The sequence below is a fragment of the Massilia paldalensis genome, from assembly GCF_044901715.1.
GTDB classification, from domain to species: Bacteria; Pseudomonadota; Gammaproteobacteria; order Burkholderiales; family Burkholderiaceae_D; genus Telluria; species Telluria paldalensis.
In genome coordinates this window covers 1,077,113-1,094,650 of record NZ_JBJCIU010000001.1, presented here as the reverse complement: position 1 = coordinate 1,094,650, position 17,538 = coordinate 1,077,113, and the positions used below count along the sequence as shown (strand labels likewise).

The 17,538-nt window shown below is 70.1% G+C and carries 16 protein-coding genes; 12 read left to right on the top strand and 4 right to left on the bottom strand.

The window, feature by feature from the left end; genetic code table 11:
- Nucleotides 1–30: 30 nt before the first annotated feature.
- The 3 genes from ACI1V7_RS04915 (at nt 31) to ACI1V7_RS04905 (ending at nt 1,733) form a co-directional block, all read left to right on the top strand.
- The gene (locus ACI1V7_RS04915) at nt 31–639 is read left to right on the top strand and encodes a phosphohydrolase (RefSeq protein WP_404531543.1); all 609 of its coding nucleotides are present in this window, start codon (nt 31–33) and stop codon (nt 637–639) included.
- Nucleotides 636–1,454, top strand: coding sequence for an SIR2 family NAD-dependent protein deacylase (locus ACI1V7_RS04910; RefSeq protein WP_404530627.1), 819 nt, complete (start codon nt 636–638; stop codon nt 1,452–1,454). Before ACI1V7_RS04915 ends, ACI1V7_RS04910 begins: the two co-directional genes overlap by 4 nt.
- A gap of 156 nt (nt 1,455–1,610) precedes the next feature.
- Nucleotides 1,611–1,733, top strand: a complete 123-nt coding sequence (locus tag ACI1V7_RS04905; protein ID WP_404530626.1) for a hypothetical protein — start codon at nt 1,611–1,613, stop codon at nt 1,731–1,733.
- Nucleotides 1,734–1,833: 100 nt separating this feature from the next.
- On the opposite strand, the gene ACI1V7_RS04900 is transcribed toward ACI1V7_RS04905, so the two are convergent.
- Together ACI1V7_RS04900 and ACI1V7_RS04895 are read right to left on the bottom strand one after the other, a co-directional pair.
- Complete coding sequence (locus ACI1V7_RS04900; protein ID WP_404530625.1) at nt 1,834–3,972, bottom strand: ATP-dependent helicase; 2,139 nt, start codon at nt 3,970–3,972, stop codon at nt 1,834–1,836.
- 384 nt (nt 3,973–4,356) lie between these two features.
- Nucleotides 4,357–4,575 carry a hypothetical protein gene (locus tag ACI1V7_RS04895; RefSeq protein WP_404530624.1) on the bottom strand — a complete coding sequence of 73 codons (219 nt, stop codon included), beginning with the start codon at nt 4,573–4,575 and terminating at the stop codon, nt 4,357–4,359.
- Nucleotides 4,576–4,811: 236 nt separating this feature from the next.
- On the opposite strand from ACI1V7_RS04895, the gene ACI1V7_RS04890 reads away from it, so the two are divergent.
- From ACI1V7_RS04890 to ACI1V7_RS04865, 6 genes are all read left to right on the top strand, one after another.
- Nucleotides 4,812–5,033 carry a hypothetical protein gene (locus tag ACI1V7_RS04890; protein ID WP_404530623.1) on the top strand — a complete coding sequence of 74 codons (222 nt, stop codon included), beginning with the start codon at nt 4,812–4,814 and terminating at the stop codon, nt 5,031–5,033.
- Between the two features lie 121 nt (nt 5,034–5,154).
- On the top strand, nt 5,155–5,997 hold the full coding sequence (fghA, locus tag ACI1V7_RS04885; protein ID WP_404530622.1) for an S-formylglutathione hydrolase: 843 nt from the start codon (nt 5,155–5,157) through the stop codon (nt 5,995–5,997).
- Between the two features lie 236 nt (nt 5,998–6,233).
- Nucleotides 6,234–6,704, top strand: a complete 471-nt coding sequence (locus ACI1V7_RS04880; RefSeq protein ID WP_404530621.1) for an Hsp20/alpha crystallin family protein — start codon at nt 6,234–6,236, stop codon at nt 6,702–6,704.
- A 59-nt stretch (nt 6,705–6,763) separates the two neighbouring features.
- Complete coding sequence (locus tag ACI1V7_RS04875) at nt 6,764–7,423, top strand: phosphoribosyltransferase (protein ID WP_404530620.1); 660 nt, start codon at nt 6,764–6,766, stop codon at nt 7,421–7,423.
- An 88-nt stretch (nt 7,424–7,511) separates the two neighbouring features.
- Nucleotides 7,512–8,600 carry an SRPBCC family protein gene (locus tag ACI1V7_RS04870; protein WP_404530619.1) on the top strand — a complete coding sequence of 363 codons (1,089 nt, stop codon included), beginning with the start codon at nt 7,512–7,514 and terminating at the stop codon, nt 8,598–8,600.
- Between the two features lie 7 nt (nt 8,601–8,607).
- Complete coding sequence (locus ACI1V7_RS04865) at nt 8,608–9,963, top strand: erythromycin esterase family protein (protein WP_404530618.1); 1,356 nt, start codon at nt 8,608–8,610, stop codon at nt 9,961–9,963.
- Here the strand turns inward: ACI1V7_RS04865 and ACI1V7_RS04860 are convergent.
- The gene (locus ACI1V7_RS04860; protein ID WP_404530617.1) at nt 9,945–12,362 is read right to left on the bottom strand and encodes a sensor domain-containing diguanylate cyclase; all 2,418 of its coding nucleotides are present in this window, start codon (nt 12,360–12,362) and stop codon (nt 9,945–9,947) included. The genes ACI1V7_RS04865 and ACI1V7_RS04860 overlap by 19 nt on opposite strands.
- A gap of 205 nt (nt 12,363–12,567) precedes the next feature.
- Between ACI1V7_RS04860 and ACI1V7_RS04855 the strand changes: the two genes are divergently transcribed.
- The 3 genes from ACI1V7_RS04855 to ACI1V7_RS04845 are packed head-to-tail and all read left to right on the top strand — an operon-like array spanning nt 12,568 to nt 16,812.
- Nucleotides 12,568–13,080, top strand: a complete 513-nt coding sequence (locus ACI1V7_RS04855) for a (2Fe-2S)-binding protein (RefSeq protein ID WP_404530616.1) — start codon at nt 12,568–12,570, stop codon at nt 13,078–13,080.
- Entirely contained in the window at nt 13,077–15,308 is a 2,232-nt protein-coding gene (locus ACI1V7_RS04850) for a xanthine dehydrogenase family protein molybdopterin-binding subunit (RefSeq protein ID WP_404530615.1), read from the top strand. The genes ACI1V7_RS04855 and ACI1V7_RS04850 overlap by 4 nt, the downstream gene beginning before the upstream one ends.
- Before the next feature lies 1 nt (nt 15,309).
- The gene (locus ACI1V7_RS04845) at nt 15,310–16,812 is read left to right on the top strand and encodes a tetratricopeptide repeat protein (RefSeq protein WP_404530613.1); all 1,503 of its coding nucleotides are present in this window, start codon (nt 15,310–15,312) and stop codon (nt 16,810–16,812) included.
- 112 nt (nt 16,813–16,924) lie between these two features.
- Here ACI1V7_RS04845 and ACI1V7_RS04840 read toward each other — a convergent pair whose 3' ends face one another.
- A complete protein-coding gene (locus tag ACI1V7_RS04840; protein ID WP_404530611.1) occupies nt 16,925–17,530 on the bottom strand; it encodes an isochorismatase family protein in 606 nt (201 codons plus the stop codon).
- Nucleotides 17,531–17,538 lie beyond the last annotated feature (8 nt).

The following is a 17,538-nucleotide window of genomic DNA, read 5'->3' as shown; positions in this document are numbered from 1 at the left end:
ATGGCGCCCGAGATGCGCGCCTGGGTTCGCATGCCTTCCGGCAAGCGACTCGACCTCCTGAACCCCACGCCCTTCGACTGGGACGATGCCGACCTGGCGCTCGGCCTGGCCCGCACTTACCGCTGGGGCGGCCACTCGGCCTGGCCGCTGCCGCTGTCGGTGGCCCAGCATTCGATCGCCGTGATGCTGCTGCGGCGCGCGGCAAGCAGCGCGCCCCTGCCCGCCGTGTGCGAGTTGCGCGAACTGCTGCACGACGCCGAGGAAGGGTTGCTCGGATTCGACGCGGTGTCGCCCATCAAGCCTTTCCTCGGCGACGGTTTCCGCGCGTTGACGCGGCGCCTGGAACAGGCCGTGTTCCTGCGCTACCGCCTGCCCGCCTGGACGGCCGGCGAGCACGCGCTGCACAAGCGCGCCGACCGCCTGGCCGCCGCCAGCGAGGCCGTGCACGTGGCCGGCTGGTCGGTGCAGGAAGTGCGCTCCACGCTGAAGATCCGCTCCAAGGTGCTGGAACGCGATCCGCTCGCCGATGCCTACGGCTGCCGGCCGTGGGAGCCGTGGCCGCCGCTCGTCGCGGCCGAACGCTTCCTGGCCGAGCTGGAGCGCCTGCAGCGCAGGATCGACGCGGAGGAAGGACCGTGAGCGTGGACGCCGCCATCGCCCGCGCCGCCGCGCTGCTGCGCGATGCCGACGCGCTCCTGGTCGGCGCGGGCGCCGGCATGGGCGTCGATTCCGGCTTGCCCGACTTTCGCGGCGACCACGGGTTCTGGCGCGCCTATCCGCCACTGGCGCGGCTCGGCATCCGTTTCGTCGAGATGGCCAACCCGCGCCACTTCGCGGCGAATCCGGAACTGGCCTGGGGCTTCTACGGCCACCGCCTCGCGCTGTACCGCGACACCGTGCCGCACGAAGGCTTCGCCATCCTGCGCGCACTGGGCGAGCGCCTGGCGCACGGCGCCTTCGTCTTCACGAGCAACGTCGACGGCCAGTTCCAGCGTGCCGGCTTCGATCCGCTGCGCCTCGTGGAATGCCACGGTTCGATCCACCACCTGCAATGCACGCGGCCGTGCAGCGGCGCCATCTGGCCGGCGGACGGGGTACGGCCCGCGATCGATCCGGCCACCTGCCTGATGGCGCCGCCGCTGCCCACCTGCCCGCACTGTGGCGCGCTGGCCCGCCCCAACATCCTGATGTTCGGCGACGGCGCCTGGCTCGACACCCGCACGGAGGCCCAGTACGCACGCCTGGCGTCCTGGGGCGGCGCGGCACGCCGCCTGGTGGTGATGGAACTGGGGGCCGGCAGCGACGTCCCCTCCGTGCGGCGCCTGTGCGAAGCGCAGGATGCGCCCCTCATCCGCGTCAATCCGCGCGAGCCGGACGTGGCGCCGCGTGCCGGCGTCGGCATCGCGGCGGGCGCGCTCGACGCCCTGCGGCGGCTGCGCGACGCGCTGCCCTGAGCGACGCCGCTGGGAGCGACGGACTGTCAGGAAACCGGCCCCAGTCGATGCGGTCGTTGCCTGTCTGCAAATCCTCGACCGGCACACACAAAAATGCGCTAAGGCATTGATTCCAATCGATTTATTCCAATATCCACAAGAAATGTGGATAACTGTGTGGACAAGCCCCTCTTGACAAACGCGGAGCGCAGCAGCCGTGCGGGTTTCAACAAAATGCCCAAGGAACAGGCAAAAAATAAGCCCTTGGAAATCAATGACTTGGTCGTGCACCGCTTTTGAACAGTGCGTGACTATAGGGCAAATTCCTACAAAAACGACACAACGGGGATAACTCGGCGAACGTGGCAGGAATTCCGGGGATCCCGCTGTCTTCTTCGCATTATTTCCATGCATTGCGCGCGCGCTCGCGCACCATCATCCTGACGCTGTCCGGCATCGGCTTGCGGCTTTGCGGCGTATCGGCATTCATCCATACGCATTCCTCGAAATGCTTCAGCATGGCCGGGGCGATGAAGCGCGTGCGCTGGGCGTACACGTGGCGGTCGCCCATCTGGGCCTGCTGCTTGATGAAGAAGCGGTTGGGCACCACCAGATGCAGGTGCTCCTTGGCGCGCGTCATGGCGACATACAGCAGGCGCCGTTCTTCCTCGATGTCTTCCGCGCTGCCCGTCGCCATGTCGGACGGGATGCAGCCGTCGACGACGTTCAGCACGTGCACGGCCTTCCACTCCTGGCCCTTGGCCGAATGGATCGTCGACAGGATCAGGTAGTCGTCGTCCAGCAGCGGCGGTCCGGCGCGGTCGCTGGTGGCGTCGGGCGGATCGAGCGTCAGCTCGGTCAGGAACGCTTCGCGCGAACCGTAGCCGCCGGCCAGCGCCGCCAGCTGCTCGAGGTCGGCGGCGCGCACGGACGCGTCGTCGTACAGGCGTTCCAGGTGCGGCAGGTACCAGTCCTTGACGAGCTCGGCGTCCAGCGGCCAGCGCAGGCCGGACGCGCGCAGGGTCCGGAACAGCGCGGCGAACTGGTCCCACTCGGCCTGGGCCCGGGCCGGCGCGGCGAAGGCGGCCACGGCATCGGCAGGTTCCGGCGCGGCGGCCACGGCATCGAGGAGGCGCGCCGCTGTGGCCGGGCCAATGCCGGGAATGAGCTGCACGACGCGAAAGCCCGCCAGGCGGCCGCTCGGGTTCTGGGCGAAGCGCAGCACCGCCAGCATGTCCTTGATATGGGCCGCTTCCAGGAATTTCAGGCCGCCGAACTTCACGAACGGCACGTTGCGCCGGACCAGTTCCAGCTCCAGCGCCGCGCTGTGGCTGGCGGCGCGGAACAGCACGGCCTGCTGGGTCAGCTTGGTGCCCTGCTCGCGCTGCTCCAGCACGCGGTTGCAGACCCAGCGCGCCTGTTCGGCCTCGTCCGGGATCAGCACCAGTTGCGGCTTGCCGCTCGCGACCCGGTCCGTCCACAGCGTCTTCGCATGGCGCTCCAGCGCCGCCGCGATCACGGCATTCGACGCGTCCAGGATCGGCTGGGTGGAACGGTAGTTGCGGTCCAGCGTGACCGTCAACGCCGGCTGGCTGAACTGCTTCGGGAAGTCGAGGATGTTGCGTACCGTGGCGCCGCGGAAGGAATAGATGGCCTGGGCATCGTCGCCGACCACGACCACGCCCCTGCCGTCCGGCTTCATGCCCTGGATGATGGCCGCCTGCAGCCGGTTGGTGTCCTGGTATTCGTCGACCAGCACGTGGTCGAACAGCGCGCCCAGTTCCGGACCCAGCTCGGGATCGGATGCCATTTCGGCCCAGAACAGCAGCAGGTCGTCGTAGTCGAGCACGTTCTGCTCCTGCTTGGCGTCGACGTATGCGCCGAACAGGCGCTTGAGCTGTTCCTCCCACTCGCTGCACCAGGGAAAGGTCGATTGCAGCACATCGGCGAGCGGCTCGCGGCTGTTGACAACGCGCGAATAGATCGCCAGGCAGGTCCCCTTCAGCGGAAAGCGCTTCTGGCCCGCCGCGGCGCCCAGGCCGATCTCCTGGCGCACCAGGCCCATCATGTCTTCGGAATCGGCGCGGTCGTGGATCGTGAACGACGCTTCCAGGCCGATGCGGCCGGCATACTCGCGCAGCAGGCGCGCCCCGATGGCGTGGAAGGTGCCGGCCCACGGCAGGCTGGCGAACGACTGGCTCGACGTCTTGAAAATGCGCTGCAGCACGCCGGCCGCGCGCTGCCCCATCTCGTTCGCCGCGCGCCGCGAGAACGTCAGCAGCAGGATGCGCTGCGGATCGGCGCCCGTCTGGATCAGGCGCGCCACCCGGTGCGCCAGCGTATTGGTCTTGCCCGAACCGGCGCCGGCAACGACCAGCAGCGGCCGCGGCGCCGCGGCGCCGATGTCGTGGTCGACGGCGGCGCGCTGGGCCGCGTTCAGGCTGGCATAGGGATCGTCGTCCCGTGCGGTGGACGAAGGGGGCGAAGCGGACGCAGAAGACGACGGCGGCGCGGCGATGGCGGAAGCGGTAGCGGACATGGACAAGCCGGAAAGATGGCTCAACTGTACATTTATCCAGTGTGCTTGCGCAAGTGCAATCTCGGCGGCCCATTGCGCCAGTGTCGCGAAACGGCATCAGACCAGGCGCAGTGCGGTCGGGGCCGTTTTCGCCAAGTCGATGATTTTTATTGCATTGATCAGATATCCACAAAAACTGTGAATAAGCTTGTGGAAAAACACCCTCTTGACATCGCAAAACCAAGCTGGGATGCGGCTTTCAACAAGTTGCCCGTTGCGCGAGCAGTTTGCAAGCCGCGCAAAATCAAGGGTTTACGATGTCAAGCGAAACACGGATGAAATAATTATGCAAGATGAAAACAGGAAATTTTTGTGTATAACCTTGGCCGACGCGCGCCTCCGGGCTCAGGCATACCAGGCACGCCTGCGCCCCGGCTCGGTCAGCACGCGTTCGATGACGTCGTTGCCGACGTCCTGGGAACGCAGGTATTCGACGGCCGTCATCGTATTGCTGCGTTGCTGAAGGGCAATGCCGAGATCGACGATCTCGGTGCGCTGGTCGTCGCGACGCTGGTAAGGAATACTGACGTGGTCGTCGTCTTGATCGAGGATATCTTGATTCATCTCAGTTCCTGACTTTGATGGAGGATAAGGGTTTGACTGCTCAGTGTTGCTGCTTTACGAGTATTTCCCAGGATGACTGAAAGTCAAGGCCAAATTTCGCACTGCACGATGACAAGCGCGTGACAAGCGCGGGACAAGCCATCACATGCGCCCGCAAGCCGGCCGGCCGCGTGCGCCGCCGCCGCGCCGCCCATCCTAGAATGGCTTCGTCATCCATTCTTCCCAGCGAGGCTTCCGTGAGTACCGACAGCAACCGCGCCAACCCGGCCGACTACCACCATCCCGTCACCCCCGCCGCCCCCGACCTGAAACCGGGCGACGAAGCCCAGCCGGGCACGCCCGGTGCCGCCGAGGACCTGTGCGAAACCTGCGGCGGCAGCGGCAAGCTGGCCGGCGGCAAGACCTGTCCCGAGTGCGAAGGCACGGGACGCGTCATGCGCGGCATCGGCGGCGGCTGACGTTTCCCTACCCTGAGGCTGCGCAATGCCGACGCCATGCCCGGGCTGCCGAGCTGGCAGGCCCGGCGTGGAACGGGCATACTTGCGGTTTCGTTCATCCAGCGCATTTGCGGATTCCACCATGCTCGAACTCCTCAGCGAACACGCCTGCTTCGGCGGCGTCCAGCGTTTCTACAAATTCTATTCCGCCGCCATCGGCCTGCCGATGCGCTTCTCGGTATACCTGCCGCCCGGCGCCGAGGGCAAGCGCCTGCCCGTGCTGTTCTACCTCGCCGGCCTCACCTGTACCGAAGAGACCTTCATGATCAAGGCCGGCGCCCAGCGCGTGGCGGCCGAGGAAGGCCTGATCCTGGTGACGCCGGATACCAGCCCACGCGGCGCCGGCGTGCCCGGCGAGACGGACGCCTGGGACTTCGGCGTGGGCGCCGGCTTCTACGTGGACGCCGTGCAGGAGCCGTGGTCCACGCACTACCGCATGTACAGCCACATCCTGGAACTGCGCCGGCTCGTGCCGGAAGCGCTGCCGGCCGATGCCGAGCGCGTCGGCATCTTCGGCCACTCGATGGGCGGCCATGGCGCGCTGATGCTGGCGCTGCGCAACCCGGACCTGTTCCGCTCCGTCTCCGCGTTCGCGCCGATCGCCGCGCCCATGCGCTGCCCGTGGGGCCAGAAAGCCTTCGGCGGCTATCTCGGCGGCGACCAGGCCGCATGGCGCGCCTACGATGCGAGCGCGTTGATGGCCGACAGCGGCACGGCACCCTTCCCCAAGGGCATCCTCATCGACCAGGGCCTGGCCGACAAGTTCCTCGCCGAGCAGCTGCATCCGGAAGCGTTCGAGCAGGCCTGCCAGGCCGTCGGCCAGCCCCTCACGCTGCGCCGCCATCCCGGCTACGACCACGGCTATTACTTCATCTCGACCTTCGTCGACGACCACCTGCGCTTCCACCGCCGCAACCTCGGCTGAGCGCTTCCACGTCCCATCCCTGCAATGGACCGGCGCCACGGCGCCGGATTCCCCGCTCTCGTCCGCTGGCTGGCGCGCGTCAATGATCTCTTCCCGGCCCCGCGCACGAATGGCGGCGGCGCTTGCATTCGGCCTGTCCCGGTCCTATAAATGCGATGGCGGCGCCGTCATTCCACCGGCCGCCGTTGCATCCCGTCGTGTCATCCCTTCATGTCATCCTTTACGAGGAGCGCATCATGAACCTGATCAGGAGGACCAATGCCCCGCTGACGCCGTTCCGGCCGGGCTCGATGGAAGACCAGTTCGGCCGCATGGTCGAAAGCATGTTCCAGGACTTTTTCGCGCCGCTCGCGCACGGCGCCGCCTGGGCCGGCGAAGGCGTGGGCATGCCGCGGCTCGACGTGACCGAGCACGATGGCGCATTCGAAGTGCGTGCCGACCTGCCGGGCGTGCGCAAGGAAGACGTGAAGGTCGCGATCGACGGCCAGCGCGTGACGATCGAAGGCGAATGCCAGCAGGCAAACGAACAGCGCCAGGGCGAACAGGTGGTGTACGCTGAACGCGCGACGCGCCGCTACCAGCGCACCTTCACGCTTCCCGCCGAGGTCGACGATGCGGCAGCCGAAGCGAAGCTCGAGAACGGCGTGCTGATGCTGACGCTGCTGAAGAAGGCAGGCGGCGCGGCGCGCCGGCTGACCGTCCAGTAGCACGGAGGCCCGCCGGCACAGGGTCGACAACGCAGGGACGGCGAGGCAGGGACGGCAACATGGCGGACATCCACGGCTTCAAGGACCGCCGCGAAGCGGGCGGATTGCTGGCCGCACCGCTCGCCGAATACGCCGGCCGGGACGACGTGCTGGTCCTCGCGCTGCCGCGCGGCGGCGTGCCGGTCGCCTTCGCCCTCGCGCAGCGCCTCGGCGTCGCGCTGGACATCCTGGTCGTGCGCAAGCTGGGCATGCCGCACCACCCGGAGCTGGCGATGGGCGCCATCGGCAGCGGCGGCGTGACTGTGCTGCAGCCGGGCGTGCCCGGCGTGATGGGCGTAACGCAGGACGACGTGGACGGCGTGGCAGCGCGCGAGCGGGCGGAACTGGCACGGCGCGAAAAGGCCTACCGCGGCGACCGCCCGCCGCTGGCGCTGGCGGGTCGCAGCGCCATCCTGGTCGACGACGGCGTGGCTACCGGCGCGAGCATGCTGGCCGCCATCGACGTCGCGCGCCGCCTGGGGCCGCGCGAGCTGGTGGTGGCGGTCCCGGTGGCGCCGCCGGACACGCTGCAGGACCTGGCGCCGCGCGTCGACGCGCTCGTGTGCCTGCTGGCGCCGCCACGCTTTCGCGCCGTCGGGCAGTGGTACGAGCGCTTCGACCAGACGAGCGACGCCGAAGTACAGGATCTGCTGGGAGCGGCCTGGCGCGCCCCTTCCTGACCTGTCAGGAGCGTGCGACCACGGACAACGAGCAGAACCACCGACGAACATCGACGATAAGCGACGACAAGCGACGAGGACCGAAACCATGAGACCGACGAGCGACATCAATCTGGACATTGCCAAATGGCTGGGCGGCGCGGCCGCCGGGGCGCTGCTGATGTACATGCTCGACCCCGACCGCGGCGGCGCGCGGCGCGCCCGGTCGGCCGCCGCCGTGCGCGGCGCGGGCACGCGCACCTCGCAGGCGCTCGGCCACGCCTGGCATGGCGCCGGCGAACGGCTGGGCGCCGCCGGCGAGCGCCTGCGCGGGACCGTGCGCCAGGCCGCCGCGGACGTGCGGGAGGCGGTACGCCCGGACGGCGCCGGCGGGCGCCTGCTGGACGGGGCCGGCGCGCGCATGGCGCACGACGCGCAGCACGGCATGGAGCGGATCGGCGACGCGACCGGCGCGCCGGACCGCAGCAACGGCGCCTGGTCGCCGGCCGTTCGCAACTCGGCCGTGGCGGGCGGAACGCTGCTGGCCACGGTGGGCGTGCTGCGCCGTTCGCCGCTGGCCCTCGTGCTGGGCCTGGCGGGCGCCGCCCTGCTCGCGCGCGGCGCCGCCAACCGGCCGCTGGGCGGTGCGCTGGGCGGCGCCCTTGGTGGGATGATGCGCGGCCAGCTGGGCCAGCGCCTGCGCCTGTCGATGGACCAGACCGCCGACGTCGAGCAATCGATCCGGATCGACGCGGCGCCGGAAGACGTGTACGACCTGTGGACCGACTACGAGAACTTCCCCCGCTTCATGTCGCACGTGGTCGAGGTGCGCGACCTGGGCCGGCGCCGCTCGCACTGGGTCGTCAAGGGCCCGGGCGGTACCGAATTCGCGTGGAACTCCGTCGTCACCGAACAGAGCCGCCCGCACCGCCTCGCCTGGCGCAGCGAACCGGGCGCGGAAATCCCGCAGAACGGTTCCGTGCAGTTCGAGCCGCAAGACGGCGGCACGCTCGTCACCGTGCGCATGTCCTACGTGCCGCCGGCCGGGGCGCTGGGCCGCGGCCTGGCCGCGCTGCTGGGCGCCGATCCGCAGGCGCGCATGCAGGACGACTTGCGGCGCATGAAATCCTTCATCGAGCGCGGCGCCGCGCCCTTCCGCATGGCCGACCGGCACCCGGGCGGCCGCACCCTCCATTGAGCACACCATGCCGAACCAGCACGCCGCCTCCTTCCTGCGCAGCGCCGCCCGTCCCCTCACCGGCGGCGAGCACGACTACGATGCCCTGCTCGACCTGATCGGCGACGCCCGTTTCGTGCTGCTGGGCGAAGCCACCCACGGCACCCACGAGTTCTACGCGGAGCGGGCCCGCATCACCCGCCGCCTGATCGAGGAAAAGGGCTTCCATGCCGTGGCCGTCGAGGCGGACTGGCCCGACGCCTACCGCGTCAACCGCTACGTGCGCGGCCAGGGCGAGGACAAGGACGCGAACGGGGCGCTGGGCGGCTTCACGCGCTTTCCGAACTGGATGTGGCGTAACACGGACGTGGCGCGCTTCGTCGAATGGCTGCGCCGGCATAATGGACAGCGACGTGGGCAGCAGCACGACCGGCACGGCGGCGCCGCGCGCCAGGTCGGCTTCTACGGCCTGGACCTGTACAGCATGTTCACGTCGATCGGCGAAGTGCTGGACTACCTGGAACGGGTGGACCCGCAGGCGGCGGCCCAGGCGCGTGCCCGCTATGCCTGCTTCGACCACTACGACGAGGACAGCCAGCACTACGGCTACACGGCCAATATCGACCTGTCGGCGTCCTGCGAACAGGGCGTGATCGACCAGCTCGCGCAGATGCAGCATCGCGCGCTGGAGTACATGCAGAAGGACGGCGCCGAGGACGGCTTCTTCTATGCCCAGCAGAACGCCCGCCTCGTCAAGAATGCCGAGGAATACTACCGCACCATGTTCCGCGGCCGCATCTCGTCCTGGAATTTGCGCGACAGCCACATGGCCGAGACGCTCGACGCGCTCGCCGGCTACCTGACGCGCGACGGCGAACCGGCCAGGATCGTCGTCTGGGAACACAACTCGCACATCGGCGACGCGCGCGCCACCGAGGTCGGCGAGCTGGGCGAATGGAACGTGGGCGAACTGGCGCGCAAGGCCTACGATGGCCAGACCCGCCTCGTCGGCTTCTCGACCTATGACGGCTACGTCACGGCCGCGTCCGAATGGGACGGTCCGGCCGAGCACAAGCGCGTGCAACCCGCCCTGGCCGGCAGCTACGAGGCGCTGCTGCACGAGGTCGGCCTGCCGCGCTTCCTGCTGCCCCTGCGCGGACCGGGCCCGGCGCACGATATCCTGATGGAACGCCGCCTGGAGCGTGCCATCGGCGTCCTCTACCTGCCGCGCACGGAGCGCCAGAGCCATTATTTCTCTGCGACGATGGCGCGCCAGTTCGACGCCGTCATCCACATCGACCGCACGACGGCCGTGCAACCGCTCGACCCGGGCGGCGGCTGGCATGCGCAAGAGCCGCCCGAAACCTATCCTTCCGGCCTGTAGCCGGCCGACGCCGCCGCGTCGCCGAGCACGACGAAGCGGTCGCGCCCCGCGCGTTTGGCTTCGTACAGCGCGGCATCGGCCTGCCCCAGCAACTGCTCCTGGCCGGGCAAGGGTCCGGCGCCCGCATCCGCGAGCGTGATGCCGACGCTGGCACTCACGGCCAGGCTGCCCGCGCTGGTGGCGAACGGCGCGCGCATCGCCTCGACCACCTGGGCGGCGGTGCAGGTCGCCTGCGCCACGCCGCCCACGTCTTCCAGCACGATCACGAATTCGTCGCCAGCCAGGCGCGCCACGGTGTCGACGGCGCGCACGCTCGCGGACAGGCGGCGCGCGAACTCCCTCAGCACCTCGTCGCCCACGCCATGGCCCCAGGTGTCGTTGATGCGCTTGAAATGGTCGATGTCGAGGTAGGCCAGCCCCAGCACGCTGCCGCTGCGGCGCGCCCGTTCGAGCGCGCGCGCCAGCGTCTCGCCGAACAGGCGGCGGTTGGCGATGCCGGTCAGGTCGTCCACGCGCGCCATCTGCACCAGGCGGCGCTCCGCTTCCTTCATGCGCGTCATGTCGTGCGCGAGCGCATACACGCCCGTCACGGCGCCCTTGCCCGCGCCGACAGCGGTGCCTGCGCCGCCACGGTCCGGCACGAACGTCCATTCGAGGATGCGGTGCCGGCCGGCCGCCTGCAGCGCCATCTCGAAGCGCACGCCGTCGCCGCCGAAGGCGCCCTGCAAGCGCGCCCTGGCCCCGTCGTAGCCGGGCTTGCCCAGCGCTTCCAGCAGGTGCATGCCCTCCAGGGTCGCACCGTCCAGGCCCAGCCAGTCGCGGAAGGTGGCGTTGGCGAATCCCAGGCGGTGGTTGCGGTCGATGTAGCAGATCAGCACCGGCAGGTTGTCGGCGATCAGGCGCAGGCGCTGCTCGCTGGCCGCCTGCGCCAGTTCCGCTTCCTTGCGTTCGCTGATGTCCATCGCCAGCACGTAGAAACCGGCGACGGCCGGGTTGCCGTGTTCGTCCGCGCCGACGTCGGGGAGGTATTCGATCAGCTGGTGGCGGCGCTTGTCGTCGCTGCGCACGTCCTCGACGCGTCCCCGCTCGCCGCGCAGCACGGCGCGCACCAGCGGCTCCAGGCGCGCGTAGCCCGCTTCGCCCAGGGCCTCTCGCACGGTGCGGCCGCAGGCGCCGCCCGCCATGCCCAGCATGCCCTCGAAAGCGGCGTTGGTGAACACGATGCGTTCCTCGCGGTCGACGTAGGCGATGGCGGCCGGCACGTTGTCGGCGATGGCGCGCACCCGGTTCGACGCCTGCTCGCGTTCGTGCACCAGGTCGTGGAAGGCGCGCGCCAGCTCGCCGATCTCGTCGCGACGGCGCAGCTGCGGGTCGGATTGCAGCGCGGCGCTGCCGACGCCGCCGCGGCGCATCGCCGCCACCTTGCGGCGCAGCGCGTCCAGCGGACGCAGGCGCCGCCGCACCAGCCACCAGGCAAAGCCGCCGGCCAGCAGCGCCAGCGCACCCGCCACGGCCAGCACGCGCCCGCGCATGCGCGCCATCGGCGCGAACGCCTCGTCGCTCGGGTAGCGCGCGCCCAGGATCCAGCCCGTGCTGCGCAGGCGTTTATAGGTGAAGATCGCCGCGCCCTGGCTGTCGCTGCCGTACAGCCAGCCCTCGAAGCCGCGCAAGGCGCGCTGGGCGCCGGGCTGGTCCCCCACGCTGCCGGCCGCGGCGGCGTCGAGCCGTTCCAGCAGGCGATCGCGATTCGGATGGTCGATCACCACGCCGTCGGCCGACATCAGGAACAGGTAGCCGCTGCGGCCCGGCTTCAGGGCGTCGATCTGGCGCAGGAAGTTCGAGTGCTGCAGGTCGATGCGCCCGGCCAGCACGTAGGCCAGGTCGCCGGCGGCATCGAACACGGGCGCCGTCACCAGCACGACCTGGGCGCCGGACAGGCGGCTTTCGAACGGTTCCGACACCAGGCCGTGGCGCCGCCGCACGGTCTCCTCGAAATACTGGCGCCCGGCGCCGGTGAGCGGCTGGGCGCTCGGCATCGAGGATCCGGACGCCACCAGGTCGCCGTTGCGCGCGAACGCGACGACGTTGACGAAGCCGTCCAGTGCGCCCGGTTCGCGCTCGCTCAGCCAGGCCTGCAGGCGGCGCGCATCGTGCAGGGCGGCCGGCGGCACGGCGCCGGCCAGCACGTCCATCTCGCGCACGCGCGCTTCCAGGCGGTCGTCGATGAAGGCGGCGGCGCTGGACAGCAGCGCGAACTGCTGATCGCCCAGCACGGCGCGCATGTCGTGCTCGGCCACCGTCAGCGCGAGCGGGCCGACCAGCAGCGTGGCGCCCAGCACCAGCGCCCCGACCGTGACGGCCAGGCGCGAACGGACGGTGATGGGCAGGATGGATCGCAAGGTCGTCGTATCTCGGCAGCGCTGCGTGTGTCGCAGCCCCGCCAGTATATGTCACAGTCGTATGGCAAGGTCGAAAGTGCAACGACGAAACCATATGCTCGGCCGCGTTGTTGGTTTACGATGTGCATCTTTATGATCCGCACCACGAAGATCCAATAACGCGAGCCAACAACGTGATCCAACAACGTGATCCAAAAACGGGGACATGAGTAAATACATCTTGAACGTCAACGGCAAAGCCCAGGCCGTCGACGTCGAAGCGGACACGCCGCTGCTGTGGGCCTTGCGCGACACCCTGGGCCTCGTCGGCACCAAGTACGGCTGCGGCATGGGCGTGTGCGGCGCGTGCACCGTGCACGTCGACGGCCAGCCGGCGCGCTCCTGCCAACTGCCCGTCGCCAGCGTCGGCAAGCGCAAGGTGACGACGATCGAGGGCCTCGATGCGCAGGCGCGCCATCCGCTGCAGCAGGCTTGGCAGGAACTCGACGTGCCGCAGTGCGGCTATTGCCAGGCGGGCCAGATCATGACGGCATGCGCGCTGCTCAAGCAGCACCCGCGCCCGACCGATGCCCAGGTCGACGAAGCCATGGCCGGCAACCTGTGCCGCTGTGCGACCTATGTCCGCATCCGCGCCGGCATCCACCGCGCCGCGGCGATCGCGGCCACCGACGCAGCCACGGCCACCACGAATGCCGCCGCCGGAGGGAGCAGGAAATGACGCATGCCGCCACTTCCCCATCGCGCCGCCGCTTCCTGCGCCAGTCCGCCGGCGCCCTGTTGCTCGGCCTGCAGGGCGGCACCATTGCGCTGGCCAGCGCCTCGGACCTGGACCAGGCGGGCGCATTCGCGCCGAACGCCTTCATCCGCATCGGCACGGACGGCCGCGTGACGCTCGTGTCCAAGCAGCCGGAGATCGGCCAGGGCATCAAGACCTCGCTGCCGATGGTGCTGGCCGAGGAACTCGACGTCGACTGGAAGGACGTGCACGTGGTCCAGGGCGACCTCGATGCCGTCTACGGTCCGCAGGGCGCGGGCGGATCGACGTCCACGCCCACCAACTACGAGAATTTCCGCAAGCTGGGCGCCACCGCGCGCACCATGCTGGTACAGGCGGCCGCGCGCACCTGGGGCGTGCCGGCATCCGCATGCCGCGCGAGCCAGGGCAGCGTGCTGCACGCGGCGAGCGGGCGCCAGATCGGCTACGGCGCCCTCGCCGCGACGGCGGCCACGCTGCCGGTGCCGGATGCGAAGGACGTCCGGCTGAAGGACCCGTCCACCTACCGCCTGCTCGGCACGCGCGTCGGCGGCGTCGACAACGGCCTCGTCGTGGCGGGCAAGCCGCTGTTCGGCATCGACACGCGACTGCCCGGCATGCTCTACGCCACCTACGTGAAATGCCCGGTGCTGGGCGGCCGTCCCGTCGGCGCCAACCTGGCGGCCATCAAGGCGATGCCCGGCGTGAAGGATGCGTTCATCGTCGAAGGCACGGAGAACCTGAACGGCCTGCGCCCGGGCGTGGCCATCGTCGCCAACTCGACCTGGAACGCGCTGCGCGCGAGGAAGAAGCTCGAGGTGACGTGGGACGAAGGCGACGGCGCGAAGCACAGCTGGGCGGGATTCGAGGCCCAGGCGCAGGCGGCGTCCGGCGATCCGGGTCAGGCCGTGCAGCGCTGCGACGGCGACGTCGATGCCGCGCTGGCCGGCGCGGCGCGCACCGTGGAAGCGGCCTACAGCTACCCCTTCATCTCGCACGCCAGCATGGAGCCGCAGAACTGCACGGCGTGGTACAAGCCGGAATCCGGCATGCTGGAACTGTGGGCGCCGACGCAGAACCCCGGTTCCGGACAGGCGCTGGTCGCCTCCACCTTCAACATGCCGAAGGAAAGGATCGTCCTGCACATCACCCGCAGCGGCGGCGGCTTCGGGCGCCGGCTGTCGTCCGACTTCATCGTCGAGGCGGCCGCCATCGCGCAGAAGGTGAATGCCCCCGTCAAGCTGACCTGGACGCGCGAGGACGACCTGCAGCAGGACCACTTCCGCGCCGGCGGCTTCCACTTCCTGCGCGGTGGCGTCGACGAGCAGGGCAAGGTGGTGGCCTGGCACGACCATTTCGTCACCTTCGCCAACCGCGTCGAGAAGGAAAGCGGCAGCGTGCTGCAGCCCGGTAGCGGCGGCAACCTGTCCGGCGACGAGTTCCCGGGCCGCTGGGTGCCGAACTGCCTGATCGAGCAGACGCCGCTCGAATGCCGCATCCCGATGGGGCCGTGGCGCGCGCCGGGCAGCAATGTGTTCGCCTGGGTGTTCCACAGCTTCATCGACGAGCTGGCCCATGCGGCCGGCCGCGATCCGGTCGCCTTCCGCCTCGACCTGCTGGGCGACAAGGACATCATGCCGGGTACCGGCGAGCGCGGCACGCCCTACAACGTGGCGCGCATGCGCGGCGTGCTGAAGGCCGTGGCCGAGAAGTCGGGCTGGGGCCGGCGCCGCTTCCCGCGCGGGAAAGGCGCGGGCGTCGCCTTCCACTTCAGCCACCGCGGCTACGTGGCGCAGGTGGCGGAAGTCACCGTCAGCAAGGACGGCAAGCTCACCGTGGACCGGGTCGTCGTCGTGGCCGACGTCGGCGCCCAGATCGTCAACCTGTCCGGCGCCGAGCACCAGATCGAGGGCTCCGTGATCGACGGCCTGTCCACGCTGATGCTGCCGGAGCTGGACATCGAGAAGGGTCGCATCGTCCAGTCGAACTTCCACGACTACCAGCTGATGCGCATGCCGGACATCCCGACGAAGATCGAGTCGCACTTCCTCAAGACCGATTATCCCGTCACGGGACTGGGCGAACCGGCGTTCCCGCCGCTGGCGCCGGCCGTCTGCAACGCCATCTTCGCCGCCACGGGCAAGCGCGTGCGCGAGCTGCCGCTGTCGAAGGCGGACCTGAGCTGGAGCTGACGTGGACGATCCGGGCGCCCTGCTGCGGCAGGCCGTGCAGCTGCACCAGCAGGGCCGCCTGGACGCCGCGGCCACGCTCTACCGCCGCGTGCTGGACGCCGCGCCGCGCCAGTTCGACGCCCTGCACCTGCTGGGCGTGATCGAGCGCCAGCGCGGCAACCCGGCACGCGCGGCGGAACTGATCGGCGCGGCGCTGCAGGTCGATCCGGGCCAGGCCCGTGCCCACTGCAACCTGGGGGCCGCGCTGCAGGACCTGGACCGCCCGGCCGACGCGCTGGCCAGCTACGACGCGGCGCTGCGCCTGGACCCGCGCTACGCGCTCGCCTGGAACAACCGCGGCAACGCGCTGCGCCGCCTGGGACGCCAGGGCGAGGCGCTGGACAGCTACGAGCGCGCGCTCGCCATCCAGGCCGGCTACCCGGAAGCCTGGTGCCAGCGCGCGATGCTGCTCAACGACCTGGGCCGCTTCGAGGAGGCGGCCGCCAGCGCTGAACAGGCCTCGTCGCGCCGGCCCGGCTATGCCGACGCCCTGCTCGCTCTCGGCAATGCGCTGCAGGGCATGGACCTGCCGGCCGACGCCGTCCGCGCCTACGATGCGGCCCTGGCCGCCGCGCCGCGCCAGGCCGACGCCTGGTGCGCGCGGGGCGCCGCCCTCAAGAAATCCGGCGACCTGGCGGCGGCGCTGGACAGCTACGACCGGGCGCTCGCCCTGCGGCCCGATTACGCGCTCGCCGCGCACTACCGCGCCAATGCGCTGCGCGCCCTCGGCCGCCGGGATGACGCCAGGGCCGCCTACCACCAGGCGCTCGCGCTGGGCGCGGACGGGAACGACATCGCCTTCGCCCTGGCCGCGCTGGGCGAAGGGGCGCTGCCCGACGCCGCCCCGCGCGACTACGTGCGCGAGCTGTTCGACGGCTACGCCGGCCGTTTCGAGCGCCACCTGGTGGGCCAGCTGGGCTACCGCACGCCTGCTCTGCTCGCGGCGTTGCTGTCCAGGCACGGCGTGGCGCCGGCACCCGGCGCTGCCTGGCACGTGGCGGACCTGGGCTGCGGCACCGGCCTGTGCGCACCCTTCCTGCGGCCGCTGGCGGCGCGCCTGACGGGCGTGGACCTGTCGCCGAAGATGCTGGAGCGGGCCGCGCAAACGGGATCGTACGACGCGCTCGCCTGCGCCGAGATCGGCGACTGGCTCGCCGGGCAGGAACACGACTGCGACCTGCTGGTCGCCGCCGACGTACTGGTCTATATCGGGGCGCTGGACACGCTGTTCGCGCGCGCGCATGCGGCGCTCGGGCCGGGCGGGCGGTTCGCGTTCTCGTGCGAGGCGCTGGAGGGGGCGGATGGCTACGCGATCACGGCGTCGAACCGGTTCGCGCACGCGCTGGCCTATGTGCAGCGCTGCGCGGCGCAGGCAGGGTTCGTACTGGTGGAGGCGGAGCGCGCGGTGCTCAGGCGCGAGCACGGGGAGGATGTGCAGGGGTGGGTGGTCTTGCTGGCGGCGTGATTCGGCGGGCATGGTGGGCACGTGGTGCCCACCCTACGTGCTGCGCGGCCTGGCGACGCGGCCGGCATCACGCCACGGTCGTAGGGTGGGCACCATGTGCCCACCGTCGCGCCTAGGCCACGGACAGCGCCGTCATCCCGACTTCGCCCAGGCGCACCGGCACGGCGCCGCGCGCCACCATGCGGTCGAGCGCGCGGCGGCCGTCGCCTGCCTCGACGTCGACGGCGCGCATCGCCTCGGGCACGATGATGGTCGCGAAGCCCTCTTCCAGCGCATCGGTGACGGTATTCAGGACGCAGTAGTCGGTGGCCAGGCCGCACACCGTCACGCGGTTCACACCCCGTGCGCGCAGGCGCGCCGCCAGCGTGGTGCCGTTGAACGCGGAATAGGCATCGACGCCCGCCGTGTCGGCCTTCGAGATGACGACGGCATCGTCGGGCAGCGCCAGCTCGGCGGAAAATTCCGCGCCCGGCGTATTGGCCACGCAGTGCGGCGGCCAGGGACCGCCCTGCTCGGCGAACGAGCAGTGGTTGGTCGGGTGCCAGTCGCGCGACGCGAAGATCGGCAAGCCCTGTTCGCGATACAGCTCGATCAGGTGATTGATCGGGGCGATGACTTCATGGCCCGCGGCCACGCCGAGCGCCCCGCCCGGCAGGAAATCGACCTGCATGTCGATCACGAGCAAGGCATCGTCCTTGTCGAGGTGGATCGCACTCATTCTTGTCT

Bases quoted from the DNA above. Each gene is read 5' to 3' on its own strand.
- ACI1V7_RS04865 (WP_404530618.1), top strand. From the start codon at position 8,608: ATGCCGAACCAGCACGCCGCCTCCTTCCTGCGCAGCGCCGCCCGTCCC.
- ACI1V7_RS04855 (WP_404530616.1), top strand. From the start codon at position 12,568: ATGAGTAAATACATCTTGAACGTCAACGGCAAAGCCCAGGCCGTCGAC.
- ACI1V7_RS04840 (WP_404530611.1), bottom strand. From the start codon at position 17,530: ATGAGTGCGATCCACCTCGACAAGGACGATGCCTTGCTCGTGATCGAC.
- ACI1V7_RS04875 (WP_404530620.1), top strand. From the start codon at position 6,764: ATGGCGGACATCCACGGCTTCAAGGACCGCCGCGAAGCGGGCGGATTG.
- ACI1V7_RS04880 (WP_404530621.1), top strand. From the start codon at position 6,234: ATGAACCTGATCAGGAGGACCAATGCCCCGCTGACGCCGTTCCGGCCG.
- ACI1V7_RS04915 (WP_404531543.1), top strand. From the start codon at position 31: ATGCCTTCCGGCAAGCGACTCGACCTCCTGAACCCCACGCCCTTCGAC.
- ACI1V7_RS04870 (WP_404530619.1), top strand. From the start codon at position 7,512: ATGAGACCGACGAGCGACATCAATCTGGACATTGCCAAATGGCTGGGC.
- fghA (WP_404530622.1), top strand. From the start codon at position 5,155: ATGCTCGAACTCCTCAGCGAACACGCCTGCTTCGGCGGCGTCCAGCGT.
- ACI1V7_RS04900 (WP_404530625.1), bottom strand. From the start codon at position 3,972: ATGTCCGCTACCGCTTCCGCCATCGCCGCGCCGCCGTCGTCTTCTGCG.
- ACI1V7_RS04895 (WP_404530624.1), bottom strand. From the start codon at position 4,575: ATGAATCAAGATATCCTCGATCAAGACGACGACCACGTCAGTATTCCT.
- ACI1V7_RS04850 (WP_404530615.1), top strand. From the start codon at position 13,077: ATGACGCATGCCGCCACTTCCCCATCGCGCCGCCGCTTCCTGCGCCAG.